Genomic DNA, 17,041 nt, shown 5'->3' with positions numbered 1-17,041 from the left:
CTCGTGGTATCGTCTTGTTCTTCCGAGGTGACAAATGTCAAAGCCGGGCGTGGCGGACAAGGCGGCGGACGCGACTCTGAGCGAGCCTCAGGCGAAGCTTCGATCGGGCTTGATGATCGCTGTCGCGGCGATCGTGCTCGTTTGCATCATCTTCGGCTCGCTGCCGCTCAAGGTCGTTGCGCTCGTGCTCGGGCTCTGTATCATTCAAGGACTGTGGCGAGGCGCCGCCGAATTGATCGGCATCGTCGCCGGAATGATTTTCGGTGTTTTGCTTTGCCGCCCCATTGGACGCGCGCTCGAGCCAGCCCTGACTTCGATGACCAGCACCAGCGGACTTTCCGCCCGACTGATCTCCGTTGGCCTGGCGGCACTCATCATTTCAGCGATCGTGGCAATCGCAATCAGCCTGGTCGCAAAGCGATTGCTGAAGAAGCGCCCACAACTCTCGGGGATGGACAAGTTCGCCGGCGGCGGCATCGGGCTGCTGGAGGGCTGCTTCCTCGGCCTGATCGTTCTCTGGGTTCCGCTCGCGATGGAACCCGTCGCGCGCGGACAACTCGGCGCGGGTCCCGGCGGCGAAACCCCGCCGCCAAACCCCGTCGCCGAAGCGGTCGTGCGCTTCGCCGAAGAAGTGAAAGACTCCAGCCTGGGGGGCGTCGCCGAGAGCACGAACCCGATGGAGGGCGCCAAGATCTTCGCTCTCACGAGCGATTTCGCGCTTGTGATGCGTCACCGCAAAGCAAGAGAGCACTTTGTCGCCAGCGAAGCCATGCGCAGTCTTCGCGAAACCCCCAGCGTGCAGGATGCGATCGCCCGGCTTGAAAAGGATCCGGAATTGGGGGCGATGATCCGCGCGGGCGATTACGGCCCGAGCTTCGTCCGGGGCGTACTCACCAGCAGAGCCCTGCTCGAAGTCTTCGACACCACGTCGGTCGTGAAAGATCTGACGCCTCAGGTCGGGCAAATCGAAATCGCGCTGCAGGAAGCAAAGAAGATCGCTCTCGAAGGCCGATGAGCCGACGGATTGATTTCGTTCCAAAGCGATCGGCATTCAGGAATGTTGTTGCAGCGTGAAACTTTTCAATTAATGCGCACCCGTGACGCGGCGCTCGCCGCGGAAAAGCGTTTTCGGCGCGAGCGGACCAGGATCCGTCGGCGATTGCCCGGCGCGATCATCGAACACGTCGGTGCAACGTCGGTTCGGGCGATGCCCACCAAGAGCGATCTGGACATCGTGGTTCGCGTGGATTCCGCGTCCTTCTCCGAGGCAGAACGCCGGTTGCTTCGCCTCTATCGCCGCAATCTTCAGAGCGAGCGGAATTCGGAATTCGCATCTTTCGAGGACAACCGCTCGACGCCGCCGCTGGGTGTTCAGCTTGTCGCGATCGGCTCGGCGCATGATGACTTTGATCTCATCCGCGATCAATTCCGCGTGAGCGCCTCTTGCCGTCGCAGCTTCGCCCGAATCAAGCGAAGGTTCTCCGGAAAAAACATGGCCCGCTACCGCCGCGCCAAAGCGGCTGCGCTCGAACGAATCGCGAAAAAAGAGCCCCTGGCGACGCTTCTCGCCGGCAGGCGCTCGCGCACGCCGCACCCGAAAAACTAGAAGCGCCCGATCCAGATTCCTAGCAGGCTGTTGAAAAACTCCAACCAGTCGCAATTTCGAACCGCCATCTACCCTCGCGACCCGGGTCTGAGGGCCAGAAAGTTGTCTGCAATGCGTCGGCGCAGTAGGCACAATCAGAATTTCAACAGCCTGCTAGAATCGGATGCACAGGAGGCTGAACCGCGCGAGGTTCGCCCGATTCCGGTGCGAATCGCCCGCCGCGGCCAAATTCGCCGCGTGCACGAGGAAACGTGAGATGGCAATCCGAGTTGGAATCAATGGATTTGGTCGCATCGGCCGCCTTGTCTATCGAATCGGTTTCGAGCAGGGCATCGAGTTCGTCGCGGTGAACGATCTTGTTCCCGCCGACAATCTCGCGTACCTCCTCAAATACGACACGATGCACCGCCAGTTCAATGTCAAAGGTGCGCCGGCCACGATCTCGGCCACAGAGAATTCGTTCACGGTGAACGGATTCACCACCAAGACAATGGCCGAGAAGGACCCCGGCAAACTCCCGTGGAAGGACATTGGTGTCAACTACGTTCTCGAATCTACCGGCCTCTTCACCGACTTCGAGAAAGCCAGCCTGCACAATCAGGCCGGCGCCAAGCGCACGATCATCAGCGCTCCGACCAAGAGCGAACCCGCACAGGTTCCCACGCTCGTTCTGGGCGTCAATCACGAAACCTACGACCCGAGCAAGCACACCGTCGTCAGCAACGCTTCCTGCACGACCAACTGCCTCGCGCCGATCACCAAGGTCATCGTGGACAATTTCGGCCTCGAAGAAGGCCTGATGACCACGATCCACGCCGCGACCGCGACCCAGCCGACGCAGGACGGTCCGTCCAAGAAGGACTGGCGCGGCGGACGCAACGCCTACCAGAACATCATTCCCGCCAGCACGGGCGCCGCGAAGGCCGTCGGCCTCGCGATCCCCGCGATCAAGGGCAAGCTCACCGGCATGTCTTTCCGCGTGCCCACCGCCGACGTTTCCGCCGTCGATCTCACCTTCAAAACGAGCAAGGACACCAGCCTCGCCGAGATCAACGCCGCGATGAAGACCGCAAGCGAAGGCTCGATGAAGGGCATTCTCGGCTACACCGACGAGGAAGTTGTTTCCAGCGACTTCGTCAGCGATCGGCGCTCGTCCATCTACGACGCCAAGGCAGGCATCGAACTCAACAAGCGCTTCTTCAAGGTCGTGAGCTGGTACGACAACGAAGCGGGCTACGCCGCACGCTGCGTGGACCTGATCAAGTACATCGCGAGCAAGGACGGCATCAAGTAAGCCGCTCGCCGGTCATCGGCGAATCGCAATGATTCTGATCTCGCAAGAACCCACCGCAGCAGGTGGGTTCTTTCTTGCGCGTTCTGGTTGTTCGCCCGAAAATAACGGACACGCGGACGTGCAATCCCCGGCGCCGGAATAGACGGACCTTCGTTCTCGGTCGAAGATGCCGCGTGGTGGCAGTGCCTTCGTCGTCGGCGCCTCGTGCGGCCCTTCGGCCTGGCCGCCCCGCGGACCGCGGGAGTGCGCTCATGAAATCTCGATTCGCTTTTTCGCTCATCGGCCTCGCGCTGGTTTCCATGCTCGCGGGTTGTTCTGCGATGCTCCCGATTGCGGGCGCGCTCGTGCTGAAAGAAGCCGCTGATCGTTACGAAGCCGCCAACAAACCGGCGGAGTCGAAACCCGCGGGCACTGCTTCCGATGAGCCGACTGTCGCCGCGGTTTCCGACGATGCCGCGCCGGCGTTCGAACAGCAAGCGGCAGCTTCTCCGCGAATCGCCGTAACGTCCGGCACGAGCGCGACGACCGACGGCCGCGTCGGAACGGCGAAGACCTCGACCACAATCGAAACCGGCGCTTTGGCGGCCATTGTCGCTTCGCACGGCGAGGAATACACCGAGGAAGAAATCGCGGCTTCGAGGCGATCCTTCAGCACGCCCGTAAACCGGATCAATCCGTCCGCTTCGGCGGCGCTCGCCCCGGCAAAGAACGGAACCGCTCCGTGCACACCCGACGCCACGGCTCAGGCGAACGAAAAAGCGCAATCCGCAGTGAAAACCGCCTCGTCGATTCCGACCACAAAGGCCGCCGCCAGTGATTCGGCGACCGACTCGGCGGCTCGCATCCTCGCCACGGCGCTTAAGCAGATTCCCAATCCGCAGGCAACCCCCGCCGCCAAGCCCGCGCCGATCATTCCTGACAAATCACGAAACGATTGAGGATCATCGCTCAAGCTTGCTCGGCCTCGGTTCTCTCCTTCAGCCGGAGCAGCGCAGAATCCCACTGCCTCGAAATACTTTCGAGCGAGCGGGCTGCATCGTCAATCGCCCGCGGCACAAGCGCAAATCGATTCTCTCTCCCGTGCCTCACGCTCCGCACCAGCCCCGCATCCTCAAGGACTGCCAGATGCTTTGAAACCGACTGACGGGTGACACTCCTCCCTTTCGACAGGGCCGCGATCGACATCGATCGGCCGTCCCGAAGCCGCGAAAGAATCGAGAGTCGCGTGTCGTCACCGAGCGCCGCAAAGACACGCACCCTTCGGCGCACGTCTCGGAGCACATCACGCTCGCTCATTGTCGATGTACTCCCGAATGTTGTTCACCTGAATCTCCCAGCCGCCCGAGTTCATCCGGAACGCCTCATCGCGTCGGTGGGCCGGCACTTTGTCGAAGCCTGATTCGGTGACCCGCAGCAAGACGCCGTCGTTCTTTGGCTGGAGATGAAACTCGACAAGCGTCGGCGTTTCGGCCGAATAATCCACTTTCGGGTTGATCGCGTACGGATGCCAACGGAACGCAAAGTACTCCATCGGCTTCAACGCGACTACTTCGACTTTGAACACCAGGTGCTCATAGCCTGGATAGGTGATGCGTCCGTGCGTCTTTTTGCCCGCGACAAACGGCCCCTCGAGCGCGACACCGAACCACGCACCGAACTCCCGGTGGTCCGTCAGCGCTTTCCAGATCCTATCAACCGAGGACCTTATCTCGATCTGCTTCTCTATCCGGTCGCTCGACGATCTCATATGCAACCTCCTGGTTGCATATCATATCAGACCGAAACACGCCGAGTTTTCCCGACTTTCTTTACTTCGTCTTGATCCTGATCTCGTCGCCGTCCTTGCCTTTGCCCGCCGCTTCCCCGGCACCGCCCACAAGCCGGACAGCCACATTCCGCACCGGCCGCTTCATCTCGCCCTCGGTCTTTACGACCTTGACAATCACTTCATCGCCCTTGCGCTCCGCCGAATAGGTTGTTCGAAGGTACTCGCCCTTCTTGTATCCCCATCCATCGCCGGCGTCCTCGTACATCGTGCCGATCGCCTTGCCGTTCTCATCAAGATTGACGATCAGCGTCGCCTCGACCGGCTTCTCATCCACAAACTGCATCACCTGCCCCGTCGGCACGATCGCGCCCGGACGCACGTACAACTTCGGCAAATCCGGGTCCGCCTTCTCGGGCGAATCGCTCTTCGTGAAGTCAAACTTCGCCCAATTCCCCCGCGGCATCGCGCTCACGCGCGAGCGATCCGGCACCATGTCCGGCACGATCAACAGGTCGCTCCCGAGCAGGAACGCGTCATCTTCGCTCCGCAGCGCCGGGTTCGACAAATCCGCCCAATACGCCGGCCGAATCACCGGCAACCCGTCGACACTCGCCTCCTGGAACAGCGTGTACAGGTAAGGCATGAACCTCATCCGCCGATTGATCGCGTCGCGGCACGTGCTCTCAACTTCCGGCCCGAACGACCACGGCTCCTTGTCGATGTTCCCCTTGCCCGTGTGCCCGCGCGCAAACGGCATCATCGCGCCGAATCCCATCCAGCGCGCAAAGAGCTTTCCTTCGCCTCCCTTCGGTCCGTTACCCGCAAATCCGCCGATATCCGGCCCCGCGAACGGTTGACCGCTCATGCCCATGTTGAGCGCCATCGGCACCGAGTTTTCAAGGTGATACCAGTTCGCGCTGTTGTCGCCAGTCCACGTCGCCGCGTACCTGTGTCCACCCAGGAAATTCGCGCGGCTCAGCACGAACGGCCGCTTGTCCGGGTTCGCCTTCATAATCCCTTCGCGGCTCGCCTTTACCATGAACATTCCGTACACGTTGTGATACCGGAGATGCGGCCCGTTCCCGCCGAGATCCGCGTCCGCGCGGTGCAGGTTGTCTTCCGGCATCGTCTTGCTCGGAACGTTGAACACCGCCGGCTCGTTCATGTCGTTCCAGATCCCGTCGATCCCGTTCGCCATGAAGTCTTTGTACAGGCCGCCCCACCATTCACGCGTTTCTTTCCGCGTGTAATCCGGGAACACACACTTGCCGGGCCACACCTCGCCGAAGAACGTGCTTCCGTCGGCGCGCTGCACCGGGTGATTGCCCGCCATCGCCTGCTCGAAAACGAAATACCCCTCGGGTCCGAACTTGCTCTTGTCCGCCGCCACGCCCGGATCGATCATCCACACGTTGTGAACGCCCTTGCCGTGCAAGTAGGTGTTCAATCCCTTCGGATCGGGGAACTGGCTCTTGTCGAACGTGAAGATCCGAAACTTGTCCATGTAGTCGATGTCCATCCAGATGACATCGAGCGGAATCTTCCGCGACCGGAACCCGTCCGCAATCTCCTTCACCTTCGTGTCCGGGTTGTACGAATAGCGGCACTGGTGATACCCGAGCGCCCACTTCGGCGGCAGTGTAATCGTTCCCGTCAATTCCGCGAGCGCTTTCACCACGTCCTGCGGCGTATCGCGCTCGATCATGATGACCGGCGGTTTCGGTCCACCATCGACGGTCACGACAATGTCGCCGCCGCCAAGGCTCGGCATCGCGATCGTCATGCGATACGAGCAGTCGATCAAAATGCCCTTGCTTTTTCCGTCGGGCGCAACCGCGAGAATCCACGGATGCGATTGATACAAACTCGGATTGGTATCGTCGTAGCCGTACGCGTCGGTGTTCCAGAGAGTCACGGTCCGCCCGTTGCGCAGAACCGGACCTGCGACCGATCCCGTTCCATACAGCGACGTGTTGGGCGCAACCGCGATGCGAATAATGGTCTTCTCGCCTTGCGTTTCAAAGCGCGGAGCCTCGGGCATCGATCCGCTCGCCGCGCCGATCGCGGGTCGGGCTTTCTCCATCGCGAGCGACGGCAGCGCGTTCTTCTGAGCCTCCGCATCGGCGAAGTAGCAATACACCCCCTTACCGATCGGGCCGGCGATTACCGCGGCCAGCTCCGCTGCCGAAGCCGCCGCGCCTGCCGAAAGAATCAGCGCAGCGCCGAGTACTCGAACAAGCCGACCCTTCACGCTTCCTGCTTTCCGCATCGGTAAGACTCCCTGTGTTTGCATTCGCGCCGCTGGCGAGGCGGGGAGTATGACGCCAATCCCGACCCGCCTCAAGCCCTGCAGCCCGAGAACACCCCCAGATTCTCGCCGGACGCTGCATTTGTCCGTTGCCCGCCGCGTTCTCTGCCGGTATCTTGTACTCGGAGGAGAAACGTTTACATTCCGGCCCGGGATTCTCACAATCCCAAGGGCGGATCGGAACGAACATCTTCCGTGTCAACGGCGTTCTCTTGTCACCGGTTGGTTATCTGCCGCCTGATTTTTTCCGAACTCGTCCAGAGAGGACCCGATCGATCATGTCCATCAGCCCGAACCGCCGTTCTTACTTTCTCGGAGTTCTGCTCGCAAATGCCGCCGGTGCCGCGTTGTGTCTCACAGCCGCCGCCGGAAACGTCGTGCCCGGCGACAATGCGGTCATTTTGCAATGGTTCGAGTGCAAATGGACGGACATGGAAAAGAAGGTGCCGGACTGGTTCATGGCGGGCTATGGCGCCGTCTGGCTTCCGCCCATCTCCCGTTGCCTTGATGTTGGCTCGGCCGGCTACAACCCCTTTGATCGATTTGATCTGGGCAGCCCTTCGGCCCCCACCGCATACGGAACCGCCGACTTCTTCGACGCGGCACGCGGCGAACTTCAGCGCGCCGACGGACAGGTCTACATCGACGCGATTTACAATCACAACGGCGCTCGCGATACATCCTCGGGCTTTCAGGCGAACGGAGGCTGGCCCGGTTTCTGGATGAATTCCGCGCCCGGAAATCCGAGCAAACTCCCCACCGACAACTGGGGAGACTTCCACAACGGCAACGGTTCCGGATATCTGCAGTCAGAGAATCCCGGCGGCTCAAACTACAACCTGTACAACGGCGACTTGGTTTCACTGATCGACATCGCTCAGGAAAGCAACAACGTCTTCATCCGCCATCCGGTCGCCGCGGGAGATCCGCAGAACATCCCCGCGGGTACTCTTTACAACAAGCCCGACCCGAAGAACGCTCAGTTTTATTCGAATCGCTCGCTGGCCGGCACCGCCGTTTCAAACCCCGGAACCTTCCGTTACAGCGGCACGCTCAACTTCACGTTCTATCCCTATGACGGTCTCAACGGAACCGCGGTCGCCGACAACGGAACCGGGCTTCTCATGCGCTGGACGCAGTGGATCATGGACGTCCACAAGGTTGACGGCTTCCGACTCGACGCGATCAAGCACGTGCCGAGCTGGTTCTGGGATCAGTACTTCGATTCGATCGTGTACAACCGTCGCACCACACCCGACGGGCGAAAAGTGATTCCGTTCTCGTTCGGCGAGTCGGTCGAGAGCAACCAGTTCTGCTACGACAACTACATTCGCAAGCCCAACAACAACAATCGAAGCGGCGATTCATGGGGCAACCGCGACTGCCTCGATCTGAACGGCGCGGGCCAACTGCGCGATCTGGTCAACGCTTCGGGCAACGGCTCGTGGCAGAACGTGATCAACGCACACCTCGACAACCAGGACGGCAACAACGACGGAACTCTCGGCGTCAATCACATCTGGAGCCATGACAATGGCGACGGGGGCGACGGCGGTTCCGCCCCGCCCTATCCCTCGGCAACGGCGCAGGGAATGTACGCCCACGCGTATCTGCTCACGCGCCCCGGAGTTCCGAACGTCTACCACAACGCCCGCGGCATCGCGCGCTCCGGAGGGTTCTGGCCGCGCCAGGGAATGCCGACAGCGCTCGGCTTCAACACCGATCCCGCTGTAAATACGCCCGACGGCACGCTCACCAAACTCGTGCAAATTCACAACTGGGTCGCACGCAACGACATCAACCTGATCAACTCGACCGATCCGCAGAACCAGTCGAACGCCGATGTGCTCATCTTCGAGCGCCGCAAGTTTCTCGGCTTCGGCAGCTACACCGCGAGTTGCCTCGTCGCGACCAACGACCGATACGACGCGGGCACCGACGTGCGATTCGTCAAGACGAGTTTTCCGACCGGCACGCGCCTGATCGAACTCACCGGCAATGCCGCGGATGCGACGGTCGATCCGACCAACATCATTCCCGAAGTGCTGACCACGGCGGATTTCAACGGCACGCCGGGCTGGGTGCTGGTCACGACTCCGCGCAACAAGACAGGAACCACGACGCACAACAAGGGCTACCTCGTCTATGCGCCCGCGTTGCCGAGCGGCACACTCAACCTCACCGGCATCACCTCGACGATCGCCGCCGACACGAATTTCGTGCCGTCCTATCGCCGCCGCATGACGCCGATCCCGGTCATCACCGGAAACTCATTCCAGATTCAATTGACGACGAGCAACGGCGACACCGGCATCGTCGGCCAGCCCGGCGCGAACGACAACACCGACGACAACGCCCTCTTCAAGATCGATCAGGGCTACAAGGACTTCAACGGCAACGGCGTCGTCGACTTCGACTACACGAGCGCGGCGGGCGCCGGCTACGAGCAATTCCTGACGCTGAAAGACCCGCTCTACAACAAGGGCTACCTCATCAATCAGGGCAATTACGCGCAGACGATCGACGCCTCGCTGCTCGATGAGGGCGTGCACTATCTCTCGGTAGTTGCGTTCCGTCACCGCGGCGCGAACGACTCGCCTCTCTTCCGCGAATTCCGCCAGGTCTTCTACGTGGACCGACTCCCCCCGATCGCCAATATCACGAATATCGCGCCGGTGATCAACGCGAATCCATCGGCGAATTACCTGGTGAAGGCCGGCGACCGGACCGTCACGCGCACGCACATCATCATGAATCTCGCCGCCGCGGCGGACCCGATCGCCAGCTCCAATTCCTTCAATCAGTGCACCCAAAGCGATCGGTTTGACTACTCGCGAGCGGTCTCATTCGTGAACGGCGTGAACCGCGTCACGCTCGTGTCGTTCGAACTTTCCGGTCGCTCATCGGTCAAAGACTATTACGTCAATTACTTCACGACTTGCCCGGGCGATTTCAACGCGGACGGCTTCGTCGATGACACAGACTTTGTGATCTTCGCCGCGGCGTACGACGCGTTGACCGATCTGCGGGGCGACCTCAACGGCGACGGCCAGACCGACGATTCGGATTTCGTCATCTTCGCCGGAGCGTACAACAACCTGCTCTGCCCGTAACCGGTGGTAGGTGCAACGCGGGAGATAGAGAGAACGCGGAAGGTGCCGAGATCGCGGAGTTGCGCAGAGAAGAGATCTGGAAAGAAAAACTCGCGGCTCAACTCAAAGCTTGAGGCGTCAAGGGAATTGACGACAAATCATTGCGATCTTCGCTGACGCATGTATGCGCGGTCGATCGGCCCATCGCACAATCTCTATCCTGCTCGATCCTCGCGAATTCTCCACTCTTGCTTCGCTCTCTTCCTCCTTCGCGAAACTCCGCACCCTCGGCGCTCTCCGCGTTCTCTTCCTTGTCACCAGAACCGGAGCGAATCGCTCACGCACCCGCCCCGACCGTTTCCCGCTCGACCGTAGCCAACTTGAGAATATTGGACTGCGTCATCTTCTCGCCGGAAAGTTCGCCCGTAATGCACCCGTCGCTCATGACTAGGATTCGGTCGGAGAGCGCGAGCAACTCGGGCATTTCGCTCGAAACCAGCAGCACCGCGGCCCCGGCGTCGGCGGCGCCGCGCACAAGCCGATAGATCTCTGCCTTGGTGCCGACATCGATCCCGCGCGTCGGTTCGTCGAGCAGCAGAACCCTGGTGTTCTTGCCCATCCATCGAGCGATCAGGAGCTTCTGCTGGTTACCGCCCGACAGCTCGCCGGGCAACGACTCCGCGCTCGCCGCCTTCACACGGAACTCGGCGAACCGATCCGAAACGAGCCGTCGCTCGCCGCCGCGATCGCGGATCCCGATGAGACGCGCGAGCCTCGACATGAACGGCATCACGGTGTTCTCGCCCACCCCCAGCAGAAAGAAAAGACCCTGCAATCGCCGGTCTTCGGGGACATAGCCGATTCCCGCGGCGATCGCCTCGCGGGGGCCTCCGCCCGAGATTGGTTCGCCATCAACTTCCATTCGGCCGCGCGCACTGTGATCGAGCCCGAAGATCGCGTTGAGCAACTCGGAGCGCCCGGACCCGACCAGCCCCCCGACCCCCACGATTTCTCTTTCTCTGACTTCCAGCGAGATGTTCGACAGTTTCTCGGATGAGAGGCTAAAGACGCGGAGCATCGCGCTCCCGGGCGCCGCGACATGCCCGGTTTCCGCGGCCAGCGAGGGCAACTTCCCGGTCGGAGTGCTCAATCGCCGCCCGATCATCTGTTCGACCAGCGTCGGCTCGTCAATGTCTTTCACGCGGCTCGTTGCGACATATTTTCCGTCGCGGAGCACGCTGACGCGATCGCACACCGCGAAGATCTCGCCCATCCGGTGGCTGACGTAGATGACCGTGATGCCGCCTTGGGCCAGCCGACGCGTGATCTCGAGAAGCCTTTCCGTCTCGGCGATCGAGAGCGAACTCGTGGGTTCATCGAACACGATCACGCGTGGAGCGCTGCCCCCGCTCGCGGATCGATCGTCGAGCGCCGAGGCGATCTGGCAGATCTGCCTGCGCCCGGGCGAGAGCGTCCCGAGCGGCGCCGCAACGTCGATCGCGGGCTCGAGCTTGTGCACGAGCGCCGCGGCACGCTCGAGCATGGCGCGTCGATCGAGCAGCCCGAAACGCGTGCGGGGCAGATCGTGCAGCGCCAGGTTCTCCGCCACTGAGAGGTTCGGGCACTGGGCAAGTTCCTGGTGCACGATGCGGACGCCCGCGTGGAACGCGTCGTCGATCGAACCGGGCACAAGCTCTCGCATCTTGTCGGGATGCGCGTCAAGAATTCGAATTGTGCCGCTATCCTGGCGGTGCAGCCCGCTGATGACTTTTCCGAGCGTGCTCTTGCCGGCGCCGTTCTCGCCCATGAGCGCGTGCACCTCGCCGCGAAGAAACGACACGCTCACGTTATCAAGCGCCTGCGTGATCCCGAATCGCTTCGAGATTCCTTCGGCGACGAGCAGCGTCGTCGGTTCCTGTTCTGCAGGCGTCTCACGATCCATCCGACCAGGCTTCCTTCCCTGAAAGAAACCGACCGCCCCGAGAGTCGGCGCGGTCGGAAGAATCATCGTACGCGAAAAACGAAACGGACGCGCTTACTTCTTTCGCAGCCACTTGTTCCACAGGCCTTCGTACTGATCCACGTTGTCCTTCGTCACCACCGACAGCTTGAAGTTGTTGATCACTTTGTCGGGGTTCTTGTTGGAATTGAGCTTGTCGACGAGCATGACCACGCTCTCGTATCCCCACCCGTAGCAATCCTGCCCGATGAGCGCCGCGACTTCTCCGTTCTTGATGTAGTTCAACTGCTCCGGAAGGTGATCGACCGACACGATCTTCGCCTTCTCATACACGCCGTCGAGCGCGTTCTGCGTGAAGAGCGGCCAGCCCCCCACCATCGCCCAGCCGACGATGTCGGGGTTGGCGGTCTGCACCTGCTGCACCAGTGCCGCGGCATCGCTCGCCGTCTCCTTGGTGTAGTACACGTCTTTCAGCGTAAAACCCTGATCCTTCAGGGTCGCCAGCTCATCTTTCACGCCTTTGACACGGGCGTTGAGGTTGGTGGCGTTCTGATTCCCGGAGAGGATGGCGATCTTGCCGCCCTTGCCGCTCATCGCCTTCGCCAGCTCGCGCATCACCGATCGGCCGGCTTCTTCGTCGTTGATTCCGTAATAGGCCAGACGCTTGCTCGCGGGGATATCGCTGTCGAAGGTGATGACGACGACGCCCCGATCGATCGCGCTGTTGACCGCCGCAGTGAGCACATTCGCGTCGCTCGCGCTGATCGCGATACCGTCGAAGCCCTGGCTGGCGAGCTGCTCGACGTACTGAGCCTGCTGCTGCGCATCCTCGTTGACCGGGGTGCGCCATTCGACTTTCACATCGGCGCCGAGCTTTTTGCTGAGTTCTTCGCCGGCGTCGAGCGCGCCGGTGCGGGCCGCCTGAAAGACCGGATTACTCTGGCTCTTGGCGATGACGCCGATTCTGTAGGTCTTCTTGGGGGCTTCGCCCGCGCCCATCAGCGCGAGTGCGCCGGCTCCCGTCAAGAGTGCGAGCGCCGCTCCGAGCATCCCTTTCCTGTGCAGGCCGATTTTCATGAATCTATCCCCTGAAATTCGGGCGGCAACTTCGCCGCCGCGAGCGTGTGTTGGAACGCTTTCATCGTATCACAGACCGGCGCGTGTGCGGAGACCGCCTCCCCGGCCGCGAAAGAAAAGAGCCCGCCTTTCGGCGGGCCCCTCGTTCTTCAGTGTCCGATCCTCAGATCGTGATTACTCCATGATGTTCGGGCAGACGAGGTCGTTGTAGGCCGCGACGAAGAGCACGAAGTCCGAATCGTCGACAAAGCCGTCGCCGTTCAAGTCGCCCGGGGCGAAGCGGGAATCGGCAATCAGCTCGTTGTACTTGTTCGCGAAGATCACGAAGTCCGCATCTTCGACAATCCAGTCGCCGTTCAGATCGGCGGGGCAGCTCTGGAAGACCCGCACCCACTGCTTGCCGGCAATATTCGCGAAATTCACCTGATTGGGCACGCCGACGTTCGCACCCGGCGAAGTGCCGTAGGAAGCGGGCAGATCGCCGAGCACCTGGTTCGTCACGTTGCCGCTCGACTCGATGAAGCCGGCGAGCTTGATGTCGCTGGTGCCGTCGTAGCCGAGTTCGGCGAGGTCGATGGAAAACTCGAGTCCCGTGTTCACCGCGATCACGTCGTCCTCGGTGAACGGGGCGCCGCCGTTGGCGGAAGTCACGCCCGCGAGGTTCGACTGATCCATCCGCATGAGGATGATGCCGGCGGCCGGCTTCGGGGCATTGGTGTTTCCGCCGCCGCACGGAGCGACGATGTAATCCACCATGAACTTGTGACCTGCGTACGGCGCGAAGTTGCCTTCGAGTTCGGTGCGCGTGCCGTCTTGCTCCTGGATTCCGATGAACGGCTCGGTGGTGCCGCCGGGATATCCCTGCAGACCGTTGTACTTGATCACGTCGTACAGCTGGCCGTTCGCGCCCGCCACGAGTTTCGGACCGCCGTCGAACATGCCGTAATCAACGATCGCGTCGCACACCGTCGCACGTCCGTTGGTGCGGAGCACGGTCGCGTGCGAGTAGTTGTTGACATTGTCGCCGTTGGTGTAGTCGATGAAGTAAGTCGCGCTGAAATCAGCATCGTGCGTCAGGCCGACGGGGTTGACGCCGTCGCCTCCCATGCCGTTCAGGTGACCGAAGTCAAAGCCCGAGTTGTCGTTCCGGATGCGGTTCTGGCCGTGCTCCACTCCGCCCGGAGTCATGAACCCACCGACATCGATGAACATGTTGTACTTCGAGTAGTCGGTGCGGACGTTGCCGGTCGTCAGGAGGTAGAGGCGCTTGTTGGTCTTGTCCACGTAGGAATACACACAGTCCAGCTCCGAGCCATTCGAGACGTTCTGGTTGCCGGCCGCGGGCGGGCAGAACGCGGGAACGCCGAGCACGTTGGAGTTGTTGATCGTGGCGAGGATCGCCGGTGCTCCCGCGGTGCCGCCGGTCAGCGCGCCGTTGCTCGCAGCACCGGAAGAGCCGCAGTAGAAGCTGGAACCGCCACCGGATCCATCGTTATTCGAGAGCTTTGCGTAATCGACATAGAGAGCAAAGGGCGAATCGCCGCAGTTGAGGCCGACCCAGTAACTGGCGTTGAAACCCGTGTCGAAGGTGAGCCCGTTGCCCGAACCGTCGTCGCCCATGCGGTTGAGGTGCATGCCGTCGCCGCCGGCCGGGGGGTTGTCGCCGCGCAGGCGATTCTGGCCCTGCGCGCTGCCGGTGTCGAAGAACACTTCGAGCGTGTTGTGGTTCGACTCGAGGTTGCCGGTGAAGAACATGTAGAGGTTGCCGTTGGCGATGCGGACATATCCGCCGTCGAGTTCGGAGCCGCCGGCGTAATCCACGGTTCCGCCGACCGCGTCGCCGAAGCCGGTGCGTGCACCCTGCTGGAAGCGCGTGGTCCAACCCGAAGAGTCGCGGGTGCCGTCGATCACCGGGGCGGTGCCCACGGTGGCGAGATTCACGGTGTAGTACTGCAAGCCCGCGGCCCTGGCATCGGTCTGAAGGTTGACCGAGCGCGATTCGCCGAAGTTGGCGGGCTGAGCGGCTTCGCCGACGACCGTGCCAACCAGCGGAACGCCGCTGAACTGATTGGAAACGAATCCGCCGTCCTGGTTGTTGATGAAAGCCGTCACGCGCAGCGTGCTCGGGTTGCCGAGCGCCGAGAGCGGAATCGCCAACTCAATTCCCGTCGTCACGGTGTTGACGGTGGCGCCGCCCAGCGTGTTCTTGTCGCAGTTGATGACGTTGTTGTCGCCCGCATTGGTCGGAATGGCGTTGACCCAGCGAGGATTGCCGTACTGGGGCTTTTTGACGCCGGTGATGGCAAGGGGTTGAGCAACCGCAAGACCGCAAACGCCCGCGAGAATCAGGGCGGGGGCAATGAAACACTGACGCATCGGCAGATACTCCCTCGAAGAAGCTTTCCAATCGCCACCCACCGACCCGGTAGCCGGCGGCAGCCAAACGCGCAGAAACCACCCACCCAGACCCGGACAGAGTGTTTCTGACACCGTTTTCAAGTGTACCACAAACGAGCCCGAACACCGCGGTGTTCACTCACAAATCCTGTTGTTTTCGCTATTTCCGCGACGCTACCTCCCCGCGAGCGCGCACGCGAACGTCCTGTCCGTGTTACTGCGGAGCGCTTTCCACACCAGATCGTCGAATTGTTAAGACCCAGCTCCTCGGAATCACGGCACGGTTGCGAGTCCGGCCCGAAAACCGCCCGGGCGTGCGACCATCTCTCAGGGCTCATCCGCGGACAGTTCACCTCGAAGAAGCGATGCAAGCGACCGTGGCAGAACCGCGCCGGAACCCCGTCTGAACCGCGACCGGACCCTGCAATCAATCATGGGGCGATCGTCGAGAACTGGCGAGGTCGAGCGGGCCCGAGTATCGCGGCGCTTGACAAGCGATCGGTATTCCCGCTAGTTTGCAGAGTCCCGGGGGTTGATTCCGAATCCGGAGGGATACGACGGACGGATTCCGTCGTATGGTTTGGAAGCGTTTCACGCGGCAGCGCAGCCCGTTCGGGCGTCTTTGTTCCGCCGCAGGCAGTGCCAGAAGGACATGTGATGCACATCGCCAGTCAGCCCGAAAGATTTCACGCGCCCAGAGACGCCGAGCGGCTGCGTTGGTCGCGGCGCGGAGGCGTGCGCGGTTTCACGTTGATCGAGTTGCTGGTCGTGATCGCCATCATCGCACTCTTGATCGGTATTCTGCTTCCGGCGCTGGGCAAGGCCCGCAACTCTGCTCGAAACATGAAGTGTCTCGCGAACGTCAAGTCGATGGCGACCTCGATGGCGCTGTACGCTGGCGAATACAAGAGCTGGTACCCGGCGCTTCCCGTCGCCGATTCGGGCGAGAGCGAAGCCGCGATGGACAAGGAAGATGCCAATCACATAAAGCCTCGATGGGGTCGGCAACACAAGTACGGCGGGCTCGCGGGCTTCTTTACTTTAAATCAGTTGGGGCAGGGAGATGACGCGAACGATCCCCGAGTCGGCTACATCCGAAAGATCTTCGCCCAAGTATCGCCATATTATTCGGACAGAGTGACGCAGCCGGTGCTGGGCAAGTACATGGATGGGTTCGGCGCCTTGGTTTGCCCGGCGGATCGAGAGGACCGTCGGTACTATTATCACAATACCTCCACGAATGGCTGGGATGGTGGCAAAGCATATTATACTTCAGATCCACCGCAATACACTTCGTATACCCCCAAAATCCCCTCAAAGATTGACGAAATTGCTTCTTATAATATTAGTTATTTTTACTATGCCGGACTGAAGACGGATGAGCCGACGGTCATTTCGTCGGTGCCGGTCTGGGGCGACGAAACCAACGGCCCGGATGTCGGCACACTCTCGTTCTACAACAGCGGAAACCCGTCCGGCTCACCACCGTCCGGCTATGCGGCCGCGGGCGCTCTCTCGACCGACACGTACGGAAAAGTC

Annotated in this window: 11 protein-coding genes and 1 pseudogene; 6 read left to right on the top strand and 6 right to left on the bottom strand. The window is 61.4% G+C overall.

Annotated features, from left to right (window positions below; all coding sequences use genetic code 11):
* Positions 1-34 precede the first annotated feature (34 nt).
* The 4 genes from KF691_08315 (at position 35) to KF691_08300 (ending at position 3,838) form a co-directional block, all read left to right on the top strand.
* Positions 35-1,015, top strand: a complete 981-nt coding sequence (locus tag KF691_08315; GenBank protein MBX3389444.1) for a CvpA family protein — start codon at positions 35-37, stop codon at positions 1,013-1,015.
* A gap of 72 nt (positions 1,016-1,087) precedes the next feature.
* Positions 1,088-1,606 carry a GrpB family protein gene (locus KF691_08310; GenBank protein MBX3389443.1) on the top strand — a complete coding sequence of 173 codons (519 nt, stop codon included), beginning with the start codon at positions 1,088-1,090 and terminating at the stop codon, positions 1,604-1,606.
* Positions 1,607-1,862: 256 nt separating this feature from the next.
* Complete coding sequence (gene gap, locus KF691_08305; GenBank protein MBX3389442.1) at positions 1,863-2,900, top strand: type I glyceraldehyde-3-phosphate dehydrogenase; 1,038 nt, start codon at positions 1,863-1,865, stop codon at positions 2,898-2,900.
* Between the two features lie 251 nt (positions 2,901-3,151).
* Entirely contained in the window at positions 3,152-3,838 is a 687-nt protein-coding gene (locus tag KF691_08300) for a hypothetical protein (GenBank protein ID MBX3389441.1), read from the top strand.
* Positions 3,839-3,848: 10 nt separating this feature from the next.
* On the opposite strand, the gene KF691_08295 is transcribed toward KF691_08300, so the two are convergent.
* The 3 genes from KF691_08295 to KF691_08285 form a co-directional block, all read right to left on the bottom strand.
* Positions 3,849-4,196: a helix-turn-helix transcriptional regulator gene (locus KF691_08295; GenBank protein ID MBX3389440.1), complete on the bottom strand. Its 348-nt coding sequence runs from the start codon at positions 4,194-4,196 to the stop codon at positions 3,849-3,851.
* The gene (locus KF691_08290) at positions 4,183-4,647 is read right to left on the bottom strand and encodes an SRPBCC family protein (GenBank protein ID MBX3389439.1); all 465 of its coding nucleotides are present in this window, start codon (positions 4,645-4,647) and stop codon (positions 4,183-4,185) included. Before KF691_08290 ends, KF691_08295 begins: the two co-directional genes overlap by 14 nt.
* Positions 4,648-4,708: 61 nt before the next feature.
* Positions 4,709-6,937 (bottom strand): DUF5110 domain-containing protein, encoded by a 2,229-nt coding sequence (locus KF691_08285; protein ID MBX3389438.1) that lies wholly within the window; start codon positions 6,935-6,937, stop codon positions 4,709-4,711.
* A 317-nt stretch (positions 6,938-7,254) separates the two neighbouring features.
* Here KF691_08285 and KF691_08280 point away from each other — a divergent pair, with 317 nt between their 5' ends.
* Positions 7,255-10,089, top strand: coding sequence for a hypothetical protein (locus tag KF691_08280; GenBank protein MBX3389437.1), 2,835 nt, complete (start codon positions 7,255-7,257; stop codon positions 10,087-10,089).
* A 316-nt stretch (positions 10,090-10,405) separates the two neighbouring features.
* Here the strand turns inward: KF691_08280 and KF691_08275 are convergent, their stop codons facing one another.
* From KF691_08275 to KF691_08265, 3 genes are all read right to left on the bottom strand, one after another.
* Complete coding sequence (locus KF691_08275; protein ID MBX3389436.1) at positions 10,406-12,010, bottom strand: sugar ABC transporter ATP-binding protein; 1,605 nt, start codon at positions 12,008-12,010, stop codon at positions 10,406-10,408.
* A 93-nt stretch (positions 12,011-12,103) separates the two neighbouring features.
* Positions 12,104-13,105: a substrate-binding domain-containing protein gene (locus KF691_08270; GenBank protein ID MBX3389435.1), complete on the bottom strand. Its 1,002-nt coding sequence runs from the start codon at positions 13,103-13,105 to the stop codon at positions 12,104-12,106.
* Positions 13,106-13,279: 174 nt separating this feature from the next.
* Positions 13,280-15,481 (bottom strand): hypothetical protein, encoded by a 2,202-nt coding sequence (locus KF691_08265; GenBank protein ID MBX3389434.1) that lies wholly within the window; start codon positions 15,479-15,481, stop codon positions 13,280-13,282.
* 678 nt (positions 15,482-16,159) lie between these two features.
* Here KF691_08265 and KF691_08260 point away from each other — a divergent pair.
* Positions 16,160-16,351: pseudogene (locus KF691_08260) on the top strand (prepilin-type N-terminal cleavage/methylation domain-containing protein).
* The last annotated feature ends 690 nt before the right edge of the window (positions 16,352-17,041 follow it).

The sequence above is a fragment of the Phycisphaeraceae bacterium genome, assembly GCA_019636555.1.
In the GTDB taxonomy this organism is placed as follows: domain Bacteria; phylum Planctomycetota; class Phycisphaerae; order Phycisphaerales; family UBA1924; genus JAFEBO01.
This window is presented reverse-complemented; position numbering and strand designations above follow the sequence as displayed.